This window comes from Vicinamibacteria bacterium (assembly GCA_035570235.1).
GTDB lineage: Bacteria > Acidobacteriota > Vicinamibacteria > Fen-336 > Fen-336 > DATMML01.
Window position 1 is genome coordinate 216,690 of record DATMML010000091.1, and the last position, 18,012, is coordinate 234,701.

The window sequence follows — 18,012 nt, forward strand, 5'->3', positions numbered from 1 at the left end:
GTGTCTGGGGACGCGTCCTGCTTCGCTTTCCCGGAAGTCAGGCGCCCGGCTCCGACTCCCGACCGAGCACGAGGGCGTAGGCCAGCAGGTCCTGCTCGGTCAGGCCCAGACGCTCGAGGTGAGAGTAATAGTTGCGGACACCGTCCAGGTGCTGAGAGACCAGGGCCTTCTTCTCCCGGACCCCCTTGACCAGTCGCAGCAGCACCTGCACCAGGCGGGGAGTTATCTGCACCCCCCCCGCCTGCAGCTCATCCTTGTGCCGTTCCAGGATCGCCTCGATGGCCAGGGCCCCCGAGTGCTTCCCGAAGAGGAATCGGAGGTGCCCCCCCACGGACTCCGGCTCGATCACCTGGTAGATGGCGGGGTGGATGGTGATCCCCGCCGTGTGGATGCCGGTCTCGTGGCTGAACACGTTGTGGCCGATGATGGGCTCGCCCGCGGCCACGGGCAGGCCGCTGAACTCCTCCACCTTCCGCCGGAGGGCCCAGAGCATGTCGTAGTGAAACCCGGGAATGGTGATGCCGTACAGTTCCTTCAGGATCATCACCGTGGTGTGGAGGGGGGCGTTTCCCGCCCGCTCCCCGAGGCCGTTCACGGTGCAGGTGGGTACGGTGGCCCCATGGTGGAGGGCGCGCACGGTGTTGTAGGCCCCCAGCCCGAAGTCGTTGTGGAAGTGGACGACCAGGGGCTTGTCGGGGAAGGCGGCCACCAGCCTCGGAATGTAGTAGTCCACACCCTCAGGAGCGAAGAATCCCACCGTGTCCGGGAATGAGTAGCGCGTGCCCCCCGCCCGGTAGCAGGTCCGGGCCAGCTCGATCAAGTAGTTGACGTCGGCGCGCGACCCGTCTTCGCCCCCGAATTCGATCTCCGTTACCCCTCGGTCCCGAGCGTGGGCGATGGCCGCGCAGGCCATCTTGATGTTGGCCTCGCGGTAGAAGGAGACGGGGAGGTCCAGCCACTCCTCCGGCCGCCGGCCCTCGAGCTGGAGCAGGGTCTTGCCGATCTTGTACTTCAGGTGCAGGTCGGAGCCGGAGGTGAAGATGAAAAACGTGCAGTCGGAGGGCCGGGCCCCCATCCTCTTGAGAGTGTCGAGGGTGACGTCGATGTCGCGGGCGTTGGACCGGCACATCACGATGATCTCGAGGTCGGGCCGGATCCGCCCCCTCTTCTTCCCCTCCAGGATCAGCTCCAGCGCCCGCCGCTCGGAGGGAGCGGCGGAGGGGAAGCCCATGTCGATGATGTGGATGCCCGCGTCGGAGAGCATGCCCGCCAGCTCGTACTTCTGCTCGGGAGTGAAGGCAACCCCCGGGGTCTGCTCCCCGTCCCGGAGGGTCGTGTCGTAGAGCCGGATCTCCCCCGCCCGCGGGAACGTGGTCTCGGCGGTGAAGCGCCGGGGAGACGTGATCAACTGGTCCAGGGGTTCGCGCGTTTCCACCATCGTGGCGAGAGACCTCCTAGTTTCGATGATATCAAACCTACCCATCGGTGCTCCCACCGCCCGGAGCATTCGTCCACCCCTGCCCCCTCGCGTCGGTGGGATCCCGCCCGCTAGCCCGCGGCGCCAGTAAATCAGGTGTGGTCGGAGCCGACGGTCCTCCCCGAGGGTGGCACGCCCACCCCTTCGGCCCTGGCCCCCCCACCGTCGCTCCGGGCAGGGCAAAACGCCGGTCCAGGGGCAGGAATTCCGCCCGTCCCCGCGCTCAAGCGCTGAGCTAAAGCCTTTAGAAAGAGGCTTCCTGGTTGGCATATCGCTTGCTCCTTGGGGCGCGAGAGCGGGGGCGCTCCGTGAGGCACCCAGCCACGGGGAGTAGGCGATGCACTTTCGATCTGAGGGTCACCGGCCGGGCAGGCGCCGGCGGACTTTGTGCTCCATTTCAGCGGCGATTCTCGTGGGTATGGCCGGCCCCGCGGGGGCCGGAACCATCAAAGGGCTCGTCACGGTGGAGGCGCCGTCGGCCAAGCAAGGCTCGTCCGAGCTCCACCCCCCCCTCCCCGCGGCCGTGTGGATTGACGGGCCCAGGGCCTCCGCCCTCCCCCCGGAGAGACCGGTACTCTCGCAAAGCAACGTCCAGTTTTCCTCGCCCCTGATCGTCGTCGTGGTCGGCCAGACGGTGGACATGCCCAACGAGGACGACGTGGCCCACAACGTCTACTCTTCCTCTTCGGCCAAGCCGTTCAACCTCGGCATCTACCCCAAGGGCGGGACAAGGCAGGTCACTTTCGATCAGGTGGGCACGGTCGACATCCGCTGCTCGATCCACCGCCGGATGACGGCGAGAATCGTGGTCGTCCCGAACTTCTACTATGCGCTCACCGCGATCGGGAGCCGCTACCAGATTGCGAACGTCCCCGCGGGCGCCTACCGCCTGCATGCCTGGGCGCAGGGCTTTCCGGAGCTCGAGCAGTGGATCAGCGTCCCCCAGAATGGAGACCTCATCCTCGGGCTCTCCTTGGCCAGAGCGCAATGAGCGCGGGAGGGGACGGAGCGGCTACTCCTACTCCGCACGCGTGGCGGATCGGGCGGTGGGCCCTGCTCGCCTGTGTGACCGGCGCCCAGGCACTCGTCCGCCCCGTCGGCTCCAGCGAATCCCCGCCACCGGTGCCGGTCGCAATCACCATCGACATGCTGGATGGGATGACGCGGCTTCCGGGCGACCTGGGTCCGCTTCCGCCCGTCCCGGTTTCCGCGGACAACCCTCAAGACGAAGCCAAGGTCGAATTGGGTCGGAGGCTCTTCTTCGACGCCCGCCTCTCGCGGGACCGCGCCCAGAGCTGTGCGTCCTGTCACGACCCGGAGAAGGGCTTTTCTGATGGGAGGCCGCGCGCGGTGGGATTTGAGGGGAGGCAATTGGCCCGCCGGTCTCCGAGTGTTCTGAACGCCGCGTACAACAACCACCAGTTCTGGGACGGCCGGGCCTCCAGTCTCGAACAGCAAGCCGAGGGTCCGCTGTTGGCGGCGGCGGAGATGAATATGTCCGCAGACCTTCTGGGCGCCCGCCTCGGGGCCATTCCGGAATACAACCGATCGTTTCAAGGCGTCTTTGGGGGGAGCCCGACCCTGAAGAACGCGGCGAGGGCCATCGCCGCCTTCGAGCGAACCCTCATCACCCCCAACGCCCCCTTCGATGCGTATGCCCGCGGCAAGAAGGACGCGCTCACCTTCAACGAGAAGCGTGGCCTGACCCTGTTCATCGGCAAGGCGGCTTGCGTCCAGTGCCACAACGGCCCCACCTTCACGGACAGCCGCTTCCATCGGCTCGGTGTGCAGGGAAGGACCCCGGGCCCCGAGGATGTCCCGCGATTCGCGGTCAGCGGTCACGATCAGGACCGCGGAGCCTTCAAGACGCCAACCCTACGGAATGTTTGCCTGACCGCGCCCTACATGCACGACGGGGCCTTCAAGACTCTCGAGGAGGTCGTTGACTTCTATGATCGTGGGGGCGATTCGGACCCCCAGAAATCACCCCTGATCTTCGAGCTTGGCCTCAGCCAACAGGAGAAGTCTGACCTCATCGCCTTCTTGAGAAGCCTCGCTGGACAGCGACCGGTGGGGTCGACCCCGGGGCGTAGCCGGGATGCGACCACGGCCATCGCACCTGTTCCGCCGGGGATCCGCACCCTCGGCCTCCGCTGATCTCGGTCGCGTTCCCCGAGAGAATGAACGTTCGAGCGGGGGCGGTTCTGGTAGGATACCGCTGTCTTCTTATGGAAAGGCCCCCCATAAGTGCGGTGGGAATTCTGGCGTTTGGGCTCGGAGGCCTGTTCACCCCGGGACTCCGGGCGGCCACGGACAAGCCGACCTGCAAGGTCATCGTCAACGCCGCGAATCCAGAAACAACTATTTCCACCGAGCGGCTGTCGAGCATCTTCTTGAAGAATGTGACCAAGTGGGACAACGGAACTCCCGCGCTGCCCGTGGATCAGTCGCTGACCTCTCCCGCGAGAATAGCCTTCTCGAAAGAAGTGTTCGATCAGCCCGTGGTGGCGATCCAGGCCTACTGGCAGGAAGAGATTGCCAAGGGTCGAGAAGGACCTCCACCGGTGAAGGCCTCGGATCAGGAGGTCACGGCCTTCGTCGCGGAAAACCCCGGAGCCATCGGGTACGTAGCTGCGGCCACGACTCTCCCTGGAAGCACGAAGGTCTTGAAACTCACCCATTAGTTACCCTTCACTCTATTGCAAGCAAAGACGTTACGGTCGGCCTGGATCACTCTCCCCGACGTCGAGGCTCAGAAGAAAAGATGTCTGCCCATGTCGATCTGGCCGGCCGCCGCTCGTCGCAACAGTAGAGGTGGGTTCGCGCGCGGGCGAGACCTTCCGGAAGCCCGGCTCCGAACCCCAAGCCACAAGGAGATGGGACGATGCGATTCATGATCCTGGTCAAGGCCGACAAGAACTCGGAAGCGGGAGTTCTCCCGGAGGAGAAGCTCCTCGCCGAAATGGGCAAGTACAATGAGGACCTTGCGAAAGCAGGGGTGTTGCTCGCGGCGGAGGGGCTACAGGCGAGCTCGAAGGGCGCGCGCGTGAGGTTCTCGGGAACGAAGCGGACCGTGATCGACGGGCCCTTCACGGAGGCGAAAGAGCTAATCGCCGGCTTCTGGCTGATCCAAGTGAGATCCAAGGAAGAAGCGATCGAATGGGTCAAGCGCGCCCCCAATCCCTTCCCCGGCGAGTCCGAGGTTGAGATTCGCCAAGTGTTCGAGGCGTCGGACTTCGGACCCGTGCTCACGCCCGGGCTTAGAGAGGCGGAGGAACGCGTGTCCGCCCAGATGGCGAAAAACGCGAAGCGTTAACCCTGGAGCGCCTCGGGCGCGCCGCTCTAGGCTCGCCCGAGGCGACGACACACACCAAAGTTCGTTACCTTATCCGAAGGAGAAATGGAATGGCGGCAGCGAGCGGAAAGATCGTATGGGTCGGGCGGGTGATCTCGGCTCTGCCGGTTCTCGTCCTTCTCATGAGTGCCTTCATGAAGCTCAAGGGCGGGCCCGAGTTGCGGCAAGGGCTGGCGCATCTGGGTTTGCCGGAGTCGATGATCGTGCCCCTCGCCATTCTGGAAATCTCGTGCACCCTTATCTACGTGATTCCCGCGACGTCGGTCTTGGGTGCCATTCTCCTGGCCGGCTACATGGGGGGCGCGATCTGCACCCATTGGCGGGTGGGCGATCCGTTCTTCGCCCAAATCATGGTGGGACTCTTCGTTTGGCTCGGCCTCTACCTCCGCGAGCCTCGTCTGAAGGCTCTCATCCCGCTGCGGACGCGCTGATTCGGGCGGTCAGGGAGGGGTAGCGCGATCGCTCGGGATGGCTCCGCGAATCCCCGGGGCGTCACCGCGCCTGACTCCGCCTTGCGGTGACGGTTTCAAAATGATGTGATCGGTGGCGGTGACGGCCACCGACGCCCATCGCGCGATCGATGCAGTCTGGAGGATCGAGTCCGCCCGGCTCATTGCCGGCTTGGCGAGGATCGTGCGCGACATCGGCCTCGCCGAGGAGCTCGCCCAAGACGCCCTCGTCGTCGCGCTCGAGCGGTGGCCGGAGTCGGGCGTCCCGGACAACCCGGGGGCCTGGCTCATGGCCACCGCCAAGAATCGCGCCCTTGACCAGCTTCGTCGAAACAAGCGGCTCGCGCGCAAGCACGAGGAGCTGGCTCGGGAGTTCGACTCCCGGCAGGAGCTGGCCGTCGCCGACTTCGAGGTCGCCGTCGACGACGACATGGGCGACGACCTCCTGCGCCTCATGTTTACGGCTTGTCATCCGGTCCTTTCGACGGAGGTGCGCGTCGCCCTCACTCTGCGCCTGCTCGGCGGCCTGACCACCGCGGAGATCGCCCGCGCATTCCTGCTGCCGGAGCCGACCGTCGCCCAGCGCATCGTCCGCGCCAAGCGGACCCTGGCCGCGGCCCGCGTCCCCTTCGAGATCCCCCGGGGGGCAGATCGCGCCGCCCGGCTGTCCTCGGTGCTCGAAGTCATTTACCTCGTCTTCAACGAAGGCTATGCGGCGACCGCCGGCGACGACTGGATGCGACCCGCCCTCTGCGAGGACGCCCTCCGTCTCGGGCGCATCCTGGCCCAGCTCGCTCCCCAGGAGCCGGAGGTCCAAGGCCTCGTCGCCCTGATGGAGATCCAGGCGTCGCGCTCAGCCGCTCGCGTCGGCCCGTCGGGGGAGCCCGTTCTGTTGCTCGATCAAGACCGCGCACGCTGGGATCACGTCCTGATCGGCCGCGGTCTCGCCGCCCTCGAGCGCGCGGAGGCGCTCCGCGGAGCCCCCGGCCCCTACACTCTGCAGGCCGCGATCGCCGCCTGTCACGCTCGGGCCCGTACCCCGGCGGAGACGGACTGGGCGCGCATCGTGGCCCTCTACGATTCGCTCGCCGCGCTCAAGCCGTCCCCGGTTGTGGAGTTGAATCGGGCGGTTGCGGTCGCAATGTCGCTCGGTCCCGCCGCGGGCCTCGCGCGGGTCGATGCCCTCACCTCCGAGCCCTCCCTCGAGAACTACCACCTCCTGCCGAGCGTGCGCGGAGACCTCCTGGCCAAGCTCGGCCGCTTCGACGAGGCCCGGGCGGAGTTCGAGCGGGCGGCATCGCTTACGCGCAATGCCCGCGAGCGCACCCTCCTCCTCGAACGCGCGGCCGCCTGCGCACCCGGATCTCCCCGACTGGCCTGATCGAGGTTCCCCAACGCCGACGGCCGCCGACCGGACGATCCGCTCACCGATAGGGCTAACAAGTATCGCGGGCGAACTCAGACTAGGGGTCCCGCGCCGGGTAGCTCCCTCGGAGCGCGAAGCCAGGGTCTTCGGCCAGGACCTGCTGGGCCGGCGACAAACCATGCTTGAGGGCGCGGTCGAGATGCCATTTTGCTTCTGTGAGCTTGCCGAGGAGCATCTCGCGATGGGGAGTCGCGTCGATATCGTCGAGGCCGACGCGGACACCCCGACAGCATCGCCGATGCCCGATTGACGTCCACCACCGGGGCCGGCGCGGGCTGGACCAGGCCGGGGCGCCGTGATACCGTCCCCGTCACCTCGGAGGGATTGCCCGTGACCATTTCCCGCTGCGCCCCCCCCGCCTCCCTTGTCTTGCTTCTGGCCAGTACCTCGCCGGCCCCTGCCGCCCAGACCATGCGGGCGGAGGTGAACGCCAAGTCCTACGCCATCGCGGCCGGACGCCACTTCGCGGTGGAAGCGGGGATGCGGATGTTCCGCGAAGGTGGCAACGCCTTCGACGCGGGGGTAGCGGCGGTGTTGGCGGCGAGCGTGAGCGAGATCCAGCTTTTCGGGTTCGGGGGCGAGGCCCCGGTCGTGCTCTACGATGCTCGCAGCCGGCGGGTCCTGGTCGTGAACGGCCAGGGAGTGGCCCCCGCCGAGGCCAAACCCGAGGTCTGGGCCGGTCAGCCCTACATTGACTTCCACGGCCCTCGCGCCGCCACCGTGCCCGCGGTGCTGGATTCGGTAACCATCGTCCTCACCCAGTTCGGCACCAAGCGCCTCTCCGAGGTTCTGGCCCCCGCCATCGAACTCGCGGACGGCTTTCCCATGTACGGCATCCTCCATGACGCCCTGGTCCGCGAACGCAAGAACTGCGAGCGCTATCCGTCGACCATGGCCGTTTACTACCCGAAAGGCCGGGTCCCCGAGATCGGCGAGATCTTTCGCCAGCCCGACCTGGCCCGCACGCTGCGCGCCATTGCCTCCGCGGAGGAGGCGGCGTTCAAGCGCTCGAAGGACCGGGCCAAGGCCATGGAGGCGGGACGCGCCGTTTTCTACCAGGGCGACGTCGCCCGGCGGCTGGTGAACGCGACCCGGGAGGGGGGCGGCCTCCTCTCCGCCGAGGACCTCGCCACCTTCCGGGGTCGGGTGGAGCCGCCGGCCAAGGCCACCTACCGGGGCTACGACGTTTACAAGGCCGGCTTCTGGACGCAGGGGCCGGTGATGCTCGAGACCCTCAATCTGCTCTCGGGATTTGACCTCCGGGCCATGGGCTTCCAATCCGCGGACTACCTCCACACGGTGACCGAGGCCATGAAGCTCGCCTTCGATGACCGCGACGCTTACTACGCGGACACCGACTTCGTACCCGTGCCCACCGAGGGGCTGCTCTCTACGGAATACGCGGCGTCGCGGCGAAACCTGATCGATCCCCGGGTGGCCTCGCATGCCCACCGGCCGGGCAGCCCGGGGGGGGCGAACCCGCCCGCCCTGGGGTCCACGCTCACCGGCCCCCCCTCGGGCGCCACCGGCGACACCACGGCCGTCAACGCGGTGGACGCCGCGGGCAACCTCTTCTCCGCAGTGGTCTCCGGGGCCTGGGTGCTGGACGGGGCCTTCATCGCCGGCGACACCGGTGTGCCCCTGTCCCAGCGCATGCAGCAGTTCAGCCTGGACCCCAAGAGCCCGAACGTGGTGGCCCCCAAGAAGCGGCCACGCATCACCCTCACCCCCACCATCCTCCTCAAGGACAACCGACCCTACCTCGCCCTCGCCACGCCCGGGGGCGACAGCCAAGACCAGCAGAACTTGAACGTGCTCCTGGCCCACATCGACTTTGGCCTCCGCATCCAGGAGGCGATCGAGGCGCCCCGCATCAACTCCGAGCACATGCGCCAGTCCTTCCGGGACCATCGAGAGCAGCCCGGGGTGCTCACCATCGAGAGCCGGGTGCCCTGGGATGTGCTGGAGGAGCTGCGCCGGCGCGGCCACGACCTGCGGATCGTGGGCCCCTTCCGCATGCCCACCGCGGTCACGGCGGTGGGAATCGATCCGCAGACGGGCACCCTCTTCGGGGGCGCGGACGTACGGGGAGAGCGGGCCATCGCCGGCTGGTAGATGGACTCTGCTGCCGACCAGGCCATCCGCGACTACCACTCCCTCCTTCGCGACGAGAAGGGCCTGGGTCAGGAGCTGGAGGAGCGCTTCTTCGACCGGATGCGCGACGCCAATCTGACCTTTGGCGGGCGCATGCTCTGCTCGTTCCCGCGGCCGAACTTCGTCTCTCCCGCCGTCTATGACCAGATCCGGGGGGTCTGCCGCGGGATCTTCCGGGCCATCGAAAAGGTGGAGGCCGCGCTCGGGCGCGACCTCTGGGACCGCGTGGATCTCACCGCCGAGGAGCGCGCGCTGGTCGCTCTCGACCCCGGCTACCGACGCTCCTCTCCCACCTCCCGCCTCGACTCCTTCCTCACCACCTCCGCTTACCAGTTCGTGGAGCTGAACGCGGAGACCCCAGCCGGGGCCGGCTACGCGGAGGTCCTGGCCGATGTCTTCCTGGAGCTGCCCATCCTCCGCAAGTTCCAGGAGCGTTACCGGCTCCGCCGCTTTGACACCCAGCAACGGCTGCTCGAGACCCTCCTCGCCTGCTATCGGGAGGCGGGGGGCGGGAAAGAGTGCCCCACCATCGCGATCGTGGACTACGACGATGTGCCCACCCGCACCGAGCACCACATGGCCAGAGAGTTCTTCGCGAGCCGCGGCCATTCCGCGCTCGTGTGTGACCCCCGCCAGCTCACCTATGAGGGAGGAGTCCTGCGGTGGCAGGGTCAAGCCGTGGACATCGTCTACAAGCGGCTCCTCGTCAACGAGCTCCTGGAACGGATCCAGGAGCTCCCCGCCCTGGTCCAGGCCGTGAAAGACCGGGCGGTGATCATGGTCAATCCCTTTCGATGCAAGCCCCTCCACAAGAAGTCGATCTTCGCGGTCCTCACCGACGACGAGCTGCAGCCGCTCTTCACGGACGATGAGCGGGCCGCGATCAAGGCCCACATCCCCTGGACACGGCGCGTGCGCGAGGGGCGGACGCTCCGCCACGGCCAGGCCGTGGATCTTCCTGCTTTCATCCGAGATCAACGGGACCAGCTGGTCATGAAGCCCAACGACGAGTACGGGGGCAAGGGGGTCTTCATCGGCTGGGAGCTCTCGGCCACGGAGTGGGAGGCCGCGCTCGCGGAGGCCCTCAAGTCCTCCTACGTGGTGCAGGACAGGGTGGAGTTGCGGCGGCAGAGCTTCCCCGAGCTGGCCCCGGAGCTTCGATTCCGCGACCTCGTGGTGGACCTGGACCCTTACGTCTTCAACGGCGAGGTCGAGGGTTTCCTGACCCGCCTCTCCGGCACCTCGCTCGCCAACGTGACCTCGGGCGGAGGCCAAGTCCCTTCCTTCCTCGTGGAGCCGAGGTGAGCTCGTGACGGGAGCCCCCGGCCTCAATCAAAAGCGCCCGGTGGGGGCCCTCCAGCTCCTGGCCCTGGGCGTGAATGGCATCGTGGGGGTGGGGATCTTCTTCGCCCCCGCCACCGTCGCCAAGCAGGCTCCCGGGCTGGCCAACGTCCTCGTCTTCGCGTTCACGGGCCTGGCCTTGCTGCCGGTGGCCCTGGCTTTTGCGGTTCTGGGCCGGCGCTTCGACGAGGACGGAGGGCCGGTGGTGTTCGCGCGGGCCGCCTTTGGCGACTTCGCTTCCTTCCTAGTGGGCTGGGTGGCATACGTGAGCGCGTTCCTTTCCGCCTCCGCGGTGATGGTGGGCCTCACGAATGCGACCGCCCCCTCCTTCGGTCTCACGAGCCCGCTCGCCTTGCGCCTCGCCGCCACCGCCCTCGTCACCATCCTCGCCTTGGTCGTGGCCTCCGGAATCTCCATCTCCGCCCGGGTCTGGACGACGCTGACCGTCCTCAAGCTCCTCCCCCTCCTGGCCCTGCTGGCCGTTTTCCTGGCCTTCCGGGGCGCCCCGGCTTCACCCTCGGCGCTTGGAGGCTCCGAGGTCTCCTGGCTGCGCGCCGGCCTGACCGTCATGTTCGCCTACCAGGGCTTCGAGATCGTGCCCGTCATTGCGGGCCAGGTTCGGTCCTCGGCGAAGGCCATACCCGTCGCCACCGTGGGCTCCCTCATCCTGTCCATGGCTCTCTACGTGGGCTTGGTTTGGGTGTGTGTCACGGCCCTTCCCAACCTCGCCGGGGCGGGAGCGCCCCTGGCGGAGGCGGCAGGGGTCTACGGGGGGCCCGACTTCTCGCGGCTGGTCGGCGTGGGTACGAGCGTGTCTGCCCTCGGTATCGCCCTCGGGATGATGGTCACGACCCCACGCTACCTGTCCGCCCTGGCCAGCGGCGAGCGCGTGCTCTTCGACCTCGACCGGCTGGCCCCGAACGGCGTGCCCATGCGGGCCCTGATCGTGACTTGGGCCCTGGTCACGGCCTTCGTCCAGGCCGGAGACCTGGGGGAGCTTTTCGCGCTCTCCAGCATCGCGGTGCTCATGCAGTACGGGGTGACGGCAGCCTCCCTCGTGGTGCTGGCCCGGCGCGGGGACCGCGGTCTCCGGCCCGGACACGCCTGGCTCGCCTTGCCCACGCTGGCCCTGGGCATCGCCCTCGTGGCCTTCGGCGCCACCCTGCGCGAGGTGCTGGTCGCGGGGGGCGCGGTGCTTATGGGCCTCGGTCTCACCCGCCTGGCCCGACCCCGAACCCGTCCGGCCTGAACCCGGTCCCGCCCCAGGATGTCGGGCACCCCATCGGTTACGATGGCGTGATGCTCCGGACTCTCGATTTCAAGGACCATCGGCGCGACCTGGGCGCAAACCGGTACGTCTACGCGGTGGTGTCGCGGCGGGCGCGCGGCCTCTCCATCGGCGTGAACTTGAACCCGGACAAGGTCTGCAACTTCGACTGCCCCTATTGTCAGGTGGACCGCACGACGCCGGGGGGGCCCTCGGCGGTCGGGGTGGAGGACCTCGTGGCCGAGCTGGATGACCTGCTCGAGCGCGTCACGGGCGGTGTCCTCTGGGACGCGGCCCCCTTCGACCGCGTCCTGCCCGCCCTCCGGCGCGTGGCCGACATCGCCTTCGCGGGAGACGGCGAGCCCACCACCCCCCCCGAATTCCCGGAGGCCGCGCGGGCGGTGAGGGTCGCGCGCGACCGTCGGGGGCTCTCTGTCCCCCTCCGCTTGCTCACCAACGCCACCCTCTTCCAGAAAGAGCGCGTCCGTACGGCCCTCGCTCACTTCGACGAGGTCTGGTGCAAGCTGGATGCGGGCACGGAGGGCTACTTCCACCTGGTGGACGGCACGCGCCTCCCCCTGCAAAGGATCCTGGACAACCTGCTCCTCGTGGCCCGGGCGCGCCCGATCGTGATCCAGAGCCTGTTCCTGACCTTTGAGGGGCGGGGGCCGGAGGCGGGGGAGATCGTGGCCTACTGCGATCGGCTGCGCGCGCTCATGGGGGCGGGGGGCCGCATCGATAGGGTGCAGGTCTACACGGTAGCCCGCCGGCCGGCGGACCCCCGGGTGGGCGCCCTTGGCGATGACAGGCTGGAGGAGATCGCGGAGCGCGTGCGCGCCCTCGGCCTGCCCGCCGAGGTCTACGGCGCGGCCTGAGCGGCCCCCACCACGCGCTCGCCGGTCGGCTGCACAGCCCCCCTAGCCGCCGCTCTTCTCGTAGGTGCCCATGAGCTCGACCCGGGCCAGGATGTGGCCCTCCATCGCCTTTTCGAGCTTGGGCTTGGTGGGGCGGACAAGGTCGGGCAGGACCAGATCGAGTGCGTAGAGCTTGTGGAAGTACCGGTGACGGCCGACGGGCGGGCAGGGCCCGCCGTAGCCGGTCCGTCCCCAGTCGTTGACCCCCTCCCGCGTTCCGCCCGGGAGGTCCCCTGGCCGCACCCCCTCCGGCAGACCGGTGGCCCCGGGGGGCAGGTTGTAGAGGATCCAGTGCACCCAGGTCATCTTCGGGGCGCGGGGATCGGGGGCGTCCGGGTCGTCGACGACGAGGGCGAGGCTCCTGGCATCGGGGGGCACCCCCGACCAAACCAGGCGCGGTGAAGCGTCCTTGCCCTCGCACGTGAAGCGAGACGGGATGGAGCCCCCGGGGGCGAAGCTGGGGGAGGTCAGAGACAGGGTCATGGCCGCACCTCCTCCTCCTCAATACCTCGGGGAGGAGAGTGCCTGCAAGCACCTCCCCGCCGCAGCTCTTCATGACCGGTCCGAGCCCGGCTGATACAATCACGAAGAGCCTTCCCGCCATGCCCAACCGGTTCACGCTCGGGATCGAAGAGGAGTTCCAGATCATCGACCCCGGGACGCGCCTGCTGAAGAGCCACATCGAGGAAATGCTGGCCGCGGGGGCCCATCTGGGGGAACAGATCAAGCCCGAGCTCCACAAGAGCGTGGTCGAAGTGGGGACTCCGGTCTGCGCGGACATCCACGAGGCGGCGGAGGCGGTGCGGAGGCTGCGGCGCGCCTTGGTGTCGATGGCAGAGGGGAGCGGCACCCGCATCGTGGCCGCAGGCACCCATCCCATCAGCCATTGGAAGGACCAGGAGATCACGGACCGCGTCCGCTACAAGGACATCGTGAACGAGATGGAAGACCTGGCCCGGGCCAACCTGATCTTCGGCCTCCACGTACACGTGGGGGTAGAGGACCGGGAGATGCAGATCCAGATCCTGAACGCGGCCCGAGCCTTCCTCCCGCACCTCCTGGCCCTCTCTGTGAACTCCCCCTTCTGGTGCGGCCGCAAGACGGGGGTGAAGTCGGTCCGCAGCACCATCTTCAAGCGTTTCCCCCGCACTGAAATCCCCGACTACATGTACTCCTGGGACGACTACGCGAAGTACGTGGAGCTTCTGGTGCGCACCAACTGCATCGACGACGGAAAGAAGATCTGGTGGGACCTCCGGCCCCACGCCTACTTCAAGACCCTGGAGTTCCGTATCTGCGACATCCCCTGCCGGGCGGAGGAGACCATAGCCATCGCCGCCCTCATCCAGGCCCTGGTGGCCAAGCTTCATCGCCTCTTCGAATCCAACCTGGGCACTCGCAACTATCACCGGGCGATCATCATGGAGAACAAGTTCCGGGCCCTCAAGAATGGCCTGGACGGCAGCCTGATCGACTTCGGGCTGAAACAAGAGGCCCCCACCCGTGGTCTCATCCTGGAGATCCTGGACTTCGTGGACGACGTGGTGGACGGGCTCGGGTCCCGGGAGCAGATCCACCAGCTCCGGCGCTGGGCCACGGAGGGAGACACGGGGGCCGACCGCCAGCTCGCCGCCTTCGCGCGCACGGGTGATCTGCGCGCCGTGGTGGATCTGTTGGTGGACGAGACCAAGAGGGGCCTGTAGACTGGGGCTCCATGGGTGAGCCCTAAAGCGTGCCCCTCTCCTGTCTCCACAAGATCCAGTACGGCCAGCAGTCTTGCGTCAGCGAATGTCCGGCCAGCGCGCCCGGCGGCGTGTTCAGCTACGTCCGGGTGGAGCGGCCCGAGGACGTCCCCCCGCCCGGTGATTCCACGATCGACGTGCCCATCCTGGACATGAACCGTGGCTGGCCGAACCTGGGCCACGACTCCATCGTGCACGCGCTGATCGACGCGGCTTGCGACCTCATGGCCCCGCTCGCGGGCACGGGGCTCAGAGTTCGGGCCCTCTCCTATGACGTGCGGGGCCACCGCATGGTGCCCGCGCCGCCGGGGGACCGGTTTCGCCTCTACGTGGGGACGGGCGGGCCGGGCCATCTCGACCCCCGGCAGAACGACGGGGTGGCGTACGGGAGTCAGGGGATCCGCGAGGATCCAGGATGGGAGGAGCCGACCTTCCGCCTCTTCGACGCCATCCGCGCCCACGAGGAGGCGGCCCTCCTCGGGGTCTGCCACACGTTCGGCGTGATGTGCCGATGGTCGGGGGCGGCGCAGCCGGTGCTGCGGGGCCCGGAGAAGGGCAAGTGCACGGGCATCCTCGAGAACGTGCTCAGCCCCGAGGCCCGCCAACACCCCTGGTTCCGGCGCTTCGCGGGCGAGCTACCCGACGGCCGGAGGCTGCGGGTGGCCGAGAACCGGCTCTTCGACCTGATCCCCGAGGGGAGCGGCTTCCCGGCCGGGATCCTGCCCATCGGCTACGAGGCGCTGGGGGTGGGGGGTCCGGTGGGCGAGGCTCTGACCATGCTGGAGTTCGCGCGCGATCGCGCGGGGATCCTGCCGCGGATCTTCGCCGTCAACCACCACCCCGAGATCGTGGACCGCTTCCGCCAGATGATGATCCTGAACCAGAAGCGGGAGCGGGGGGAGGTCACGAACGAGTGGTACCAGGAACGTTTGGAGATCCTGACCCGAACCTATCCGGACGAGAACAGCGACCAGCGGCTCCACGTGACCTCGGATTACACCCTCCTCGCCCCCTTGCGCTTCCATCTCTTCCGCCATGTCCGGCGGCGGGCGGAGGCCCTGGGGTTGGGCGTAGACGTGCGCGAAGAGAACGTCCTCGAAACCCTGGACCGGGCCGCGGTGGGCTCCCCGGGGGCCGTCCCCAGCGCCGACCCCTTCTGAGGGGAGGCCTTGCTTCCCAAGCCTCCATTCGCGAAAGACCTCACTCTCGAGCAGGAGATGGCTCAGTTTGAGAGGGTGCAGCCACGCCTCCAGGAGGTCTGGAACGCCCTCACCATGCGGGAGGAGGAGCCCCACACCTCGGTGGTGGTGCCCTCCCTGACCCTCGACCAGAGCGAGCTCCAGAAGCTGCCGGGGGCGAGCTTCTACGAGGAGCGACTGCTCTTCCTCCTCATCCGCCTCCGCAACCCCCGCGCCCGCATGGTGTACGTGACCTCCCAGCCCGTACACCCCATGATCCTCGAGTACTACCTGCAGTTCCTGGCCGGAATCCCCGCCAGCCACGCCCGCTCCCGTCTGACCCTCCTCTGTGCGGACGACGCCTCCCCGCGCTCCCTCACCGAAAAGATCCTGGAGCGCCCGCGCTTGATCGAGCGGATCCGGGCCGGCATCGTGGATGCTTCCCGGGCTTACCTGACCGTCTTCAATTCCACTCCCCACGAGCGGAAGCTGGCCGTCCTCCTGGGCATCCCCCTCAACGGGGCGGACCCCCGGCTCTCCCACCTGGGTACCAAGTCCGGGAGCCGAAAGGTTTTCCGGGAGGCCGGGGTGGACCTGCCCCTGGGCGTCGAGGACCTCCACCACCCGAAGGAGGTCGAGGAGGCGCTGCTCGAGCTGCGCGCACGCCGGCCGGGCCTGACCAAGGCCGTCATCAAGCTGAACGACAGCTTCTCCGGGGAGGGGAACGCGATCTTGCGCTACCCGGAAGGGGGCGGGCCGGACGCGATCCGGGGGGCCCTGCGCCAGGTCGAATTCTCCGTGGCCACCGAGACCCCCGAGGCTTACTTCGAGAAGTTCTCCCGCATGGGGGGGATCGTGGAGGAGTTCTTGGAGGGGACGCACAAGGCCTCTCCCAGCACCCAGCTCCGGGTCAGTCCGGCCTGCGAGGTCACCACCATCTCCACCCACGACCAGATCCTGGGCGGCCCCAGCGGTCAGGTTTTCCTGGGCTGCCGTTTCCCCGCCGCCGAGTCGTATCGCCTGGCCATCCAGGAGGCCGGACTCCGAATCGGTGCTGTGCTCTGCGGGCACGGGGTGGTGAGCCGCCTGGGGGTGGACTTCATGGTCTGCCGCGAGCGTCCCCAGGACGCTTGGAAGGTCTTCGCCCTCGAGATCAACCTGCGCATGGGAGGCACCACCCATCCCTACCTCGCCCTGCAATTCCTGACCGGGGGAGCCCTCGACCCGGGCACCGGGCTCTTCTTTTCCCCCTCCGGCCAGGCCAAGTACTACCGCGCCACCGACAACCTCCAATCCGAGTCCTACCGCGGCCTGCTCCCCGAGGACCTGGTGGAGATCCTCACCATCAACAAGCTCCACTACAGCCACGGGAGCGAGTCCGGCGTGCTCTTCCACCTGATCGGGGCCCTCTCGGAGTACGGGAAGCTGGGCATGACCGCCATCGCCAACAGTCCCGAGGAGGTGGACGACCTCTACGCGCGCACGCTGGCGGTGCTGGACCGCGAGGCCGCCCACGGTCGGTAGCGCGCCCTCGCGCGCGAAGGGCCCCCCCGAGCTGCCTAGCGGCCCAGGAGCCGGCGGGCTTCTGCGCGGGCTTCCTCCGGGCTTGTGACCGCCCCGTCCAGCTGCCGCTCGTAGACGGCGCGGAGGATCCGCCCCACCTCGGGCCCCGGGGCCAGCCCGAGCGCGAGGAGGTCGCGGCCGCGCAGGAGCGGCTCCGGGGGACGCGAGGCCACGCCGAGGGCGCGCACCCTCTCCCGGAACCACTCCATGGCCAGGGGCGGGAAGTGTCCGGGAGCGCGACCGAGGCAGTCCGCCCGCGCCACCCGGTAGAGGAGCTCGGGCTCGCATTTCCGGGCCAGCCGGCGGATCGCGCCGTCGGAGACGCGCTCCCGCTCCTTGTAGAGCTCGCCGGGTTTCAAGTGGTGCGCCACCAGGCCCAAGACCTGAGACCGCACGTCATACCCCAGCCAGGTGTGGATGCTCCAACGGTCGAGGAGGCTCAGGGTCGGGGGCAAGCCCGCCTCCTCATGCCCGCGGGAGCGGATCCGCCCCTCCTCGAGCCTGGTGGTGGCCGGCTTGCCCAGGTCGTGGCAGAGCGCGCCCAGCATCACGGCCAGGGCCCGCGGCCGGTCCAGATCGATGATGATGGCCGCCGCCTCGTCCACCACCTGCAGGGTGTGCGCCCAGACGTCACCCTCCGGGTGCCATTCTGGATCCTGTTGGGTGTCACCAAGGGGCACAAGCTCCGGGGCCACCGCCCTCAGCATCCCCCAAGCGTGCAGCAGGTGGAGACCGCGGGAGGGGTGGCGGGCCTGCAGCAGCAGCTTCTCGAACTCGCCGAAGATCCTCTCCGGGGGCAGCTCGGCGAGGGGCATGGCCGAGCAAAGGCCCGCGGTGGCGGGATCCACCTCGAGTTCGAAGCGCGCCGCCAACTGGACCGCCCGTAGCGCGCGGAGGGGGTCGTCGCCGAAGGTCTTTGGGTCCACCGCGCGCAGGCGCCGGGCCGCGAGGTCGGCGCGGCCTCCATGGGGATCGAGCACCTCCCCCGATAAGGGATCCCAGAGCAGCGCGTTGATCGTGAAGTCCCGGCGCCGGGAGGCCTCCTCGACCGAGAGTCCGGGGTCGCCCATGACCGCGATCCCCCGGTGCCCTGGCCCCACCTTGGAATCACGGCGGGGAATCGAGACGTCCACCGCGGCCTCCAGT

17 protein-coding genes are annotated in these 18,012 nt (G+C 68.3%); 14 read left to right on the forward strand and 3 right to left on the reverse strand.

Annotation, left to right across the window (positions count from 1 at the left end):
* Positions 1-37: 37 nt before the first annotated feature.
* A complete protein-coding gene (locus VN461_17335; protein ID HXB56539.1) occupies positions 38-1,438 on the reverse strand; it encodes a hypothetical protein in 1,401 nt (466 codons plus the stop codon).
* Between the two features lie 451 nt (positions 1,439-1,889).
* Here VN461_17335 and VN461_17340 point away from each other — a divergent pair, with 451 nt between their 5' ends.
* From VN461_17340 to VN461_17390, 11 genes are all read left to right on the forward strand, one after another.
* Complete coding sequence (locus tag VN461_17340; GenBank protein ID HXB56540.1) at positions 1,890-2,468, forward strand: hypothetical protein; 579 nt, start codon at positions 1,890-1,892, stop codon at positions 2,466-2,468.
* Positions 2,469-2,599: 131 nt separating this feature from the next.
* Complete coding sequence (locus tag VN461_17345) at positions 2,600-3,634, forward strand: cytochrome c peroxidase (GenBank protein ID HXB56541.1); 1,035 nt, start codon at positions 2,600-2,602, stop codon at positions 3,632-3,634.
* Between the two features lie 71 nt (positions 3,635-3,705).
* Entirely contained in the window at positions 3,706-4,161 is a 456-nt protein-coding gene (locus VN461_17350) for a substrate-binding domain-containing protein (GenBank protein ID HXB56542.1), read from the forward strand.
* A 200-nt stretch (positions 4,162-4,361) separates the two neighbouring features.
* Positions 4,362-4,793 (forward strand): YciI family protein, encoded by a 432-nt coding sequence (locus VN461_17355; protein ID HXB56543.1) that lies wholly within the window; start codon positions 4,362-4,364, stop codon positions 4,791-4,793.
* A gap of 89 nt (positions 4,794-4,882) precedes the next feature.
* Positions 4,883-5,263, forward strand: coding sequence for a DoxX family protein (locus VN461_17360; protein HXB56544.1), 381 nt, complete (start codon positions 4,883-4,885; stop codon positions 5,261-5,263).
* Positions 5,264-5,381: 118 nt separating this feature from the next.
* The gene (locus VN461_17365) at positions 5,382-6,662 is read left to right on the forward strand and encodes an RNA polymerase sigma factor (protein HXB56545.1); all 1,281 of its coding nucleotides are present in this window, start codon (positions 5,382-5,384) and stop codon (positions 6,660-6,662) included.
* A 163-nt stretch (positions 6,663-6,825) separates the two neighbouring features.
* The gene (locus VN461_17370; GenBank protein HXB56546.1) at positions 6,826-6,957 is read left to right on the forward strand and encodes a hypothetical protein; all 132 of its coding nucleotides are present in this window, start codon (positions 6,826-6,828) and stop codon (positions 6,955-6,957) included.
* An 80-nt stretch (positions 6,958-7,037) separates the two neighbouring features.
* Entirely contained in the window at positions 7,038-8,822 is a 1,785-nt protein-coding gene (locus tag VN461_17375; GenBank protein HXB56547.1) for a gamma-glutamyltransferase family protein, read from the forward strand.
* Positions 8,823-10,166, forward strand: a complete 1,344-nt coding sequence (locus VN461_17380; GenBank protein HXB56548.1) for a hypothetical protein — start codon at positions 8,823-8,825, stop codon at positions 10,164-10,166.
* 4 nt (positions 10,167-10,170) lie between these two features.
* Complete coding sequence (locus VN461_17385; protein ID HXB56549.1) at positions 10,171-11,451, forward strand: APC family permease; 1,281 nt, start codon at positions 10,171-10,173, stop codon at positions 11,449-11,451.
* 50 nt (positions 11,452-11,501) lie between these two features.
* Entirely contained in the window at positions 11,502-12,344 is an 843-nt protein-coding gene (locus VN461_17390) for a radical SAM protein (protein ID HXB56550.1), read from the forward strand.
* 42 nt (positions 12,345-12,386) lie between these two features.
* Here VN461_17390 and VN461_17395 read toward each other — a convergent pair whose 3' ends face one another.
* Positions 12,387-12,866 carry a YbhB/YbcL family Raf kinase inhibitor-like protein gene (locus VN461_17395; GenBank protein ID HXB56551.1) on the reverse strand — a complete coding sequence of 160 codons (480 nt, stop codon included), beginning with the start codon at positions 12,864-12,866 and terminating at the stop codon, positions 12,387-12,389.
* Positions 12,867-12,985: 119 nt separating this feature from the next.
* Here VN461_17395 and VN461_17400 point away from each other — a divergent pair, with 119 nt between their 5' ends.
* The 3 genes from VN461_17400 to VN461_17410 are packed head-to-tail and all read left to right on the forward strand — an operon-like array spanning position 12,986 to position 16,827.
* Positions 12,986-14,086, forward strand: a complete 1,101-nt coding sequence (locus VN461_17400; GenBank protein ID HXB56552.1) for a carboxylate-amine ligase — start codon at positions 12,986-12,988, stop codon at positions 14,084-14,086.
* A gap of 29 nt (positions 14,087-14,115) precedes the next feature.
* Positions 14,116-15,285 (forward strand): hypothetical protein, encoded by a 1,170-nt coding sequence (locus VN461_17405; GenBank protein HXB56553.1) that lies wholly within the window; start codon positions 14,116-14,118, stop codon positions 15,283-15,285.
* Between the two features lie 9 nt (positions 15,286-15,294).
* Positions 15,295-16,827, forward strand: a complete 1,533-nt coding sequence (locus VN461_17410) for a peptide ligase PGM1-related protein (protein ID HXB56554.1) — start codon at positions 15,295-15,297, stop codon at positions 16,825-16,827.
* Positions 16,828-16,862: 35 nt separating this feature from the next.
* Here VN461_17410 and VN461_17415 read toward each other — a convergent pair.
* Positions 16,863-18,012: HD domain-containing protein (locus VN461_17415; GenBank protein HXB56555.1), on the reverse strand; the 1,150-nt coding region annotated here is incomplete at its 5' end.

Bases quoted from the DNA above. Each gene is read 5' to 3' on its own strand.
- VN461_17350 (HXB56542.1), top strand. From the start codon at position 3,706: ATGGAAAGGCCCCCCATAAGTGCGGTGGGAATTCTGGCGTTTGGGCTC.
- VN461_17370 (HXB56546.1), top strand. From the start codon at position 6,826: ATGCTTGAGGGCGCGGTCGAGATGCCATTTTGCTTCTGTGAGCTTGCC.
- VN461_17395 (HXB56551.1), bottom strand. From the start codon at position 12,866: ATGACCCTGTCTCTGACCTCCCCCAGCTTCGCCCCCGGGGGCTCCATC.
- VN461_17380 (HXB56548.1), top strand. From the start codon at position 8,823: ATGGACTCTGCTGCCGACCAGGCCATCCGCGACTACCACTCCCTCCTT.
- VN461_17400 (HXB56552.1), top strand. From the start codon at position 12,986: ATGCCCAACCGGTTCACGCTCGGGATCGAAGAGGAGTTCCAGATCATC.
- VN461_17390 (HXB56550.1), top strand. From the start codon at position 11,502: ATGCTCCGGACTCTCGATTTCAAGGACCATCGGCGCGACCTGGGCGCA.
- VN461_17355 (HXB56543.1), top strand. From the start codon at position 4,362: ATGCGATTCATGATCCTGGTCAAGGCCGACAAGAACTCGGAAGCGGGA.
- VN461_17335 (HXB56539.1), bottom strand. From the start codon at position 1,438: ATGGTGGAAACGCGCGAACCCCTGGACCAGTTGATCACGTCTCCCCGG.
- VN461_17360 (HXB56544.1), top strand. From the start codon at position 4,883: ATGGCGGCAGCGAGCGGAAAGATCGTATGGGTCGGGCGGGTGATCTCG.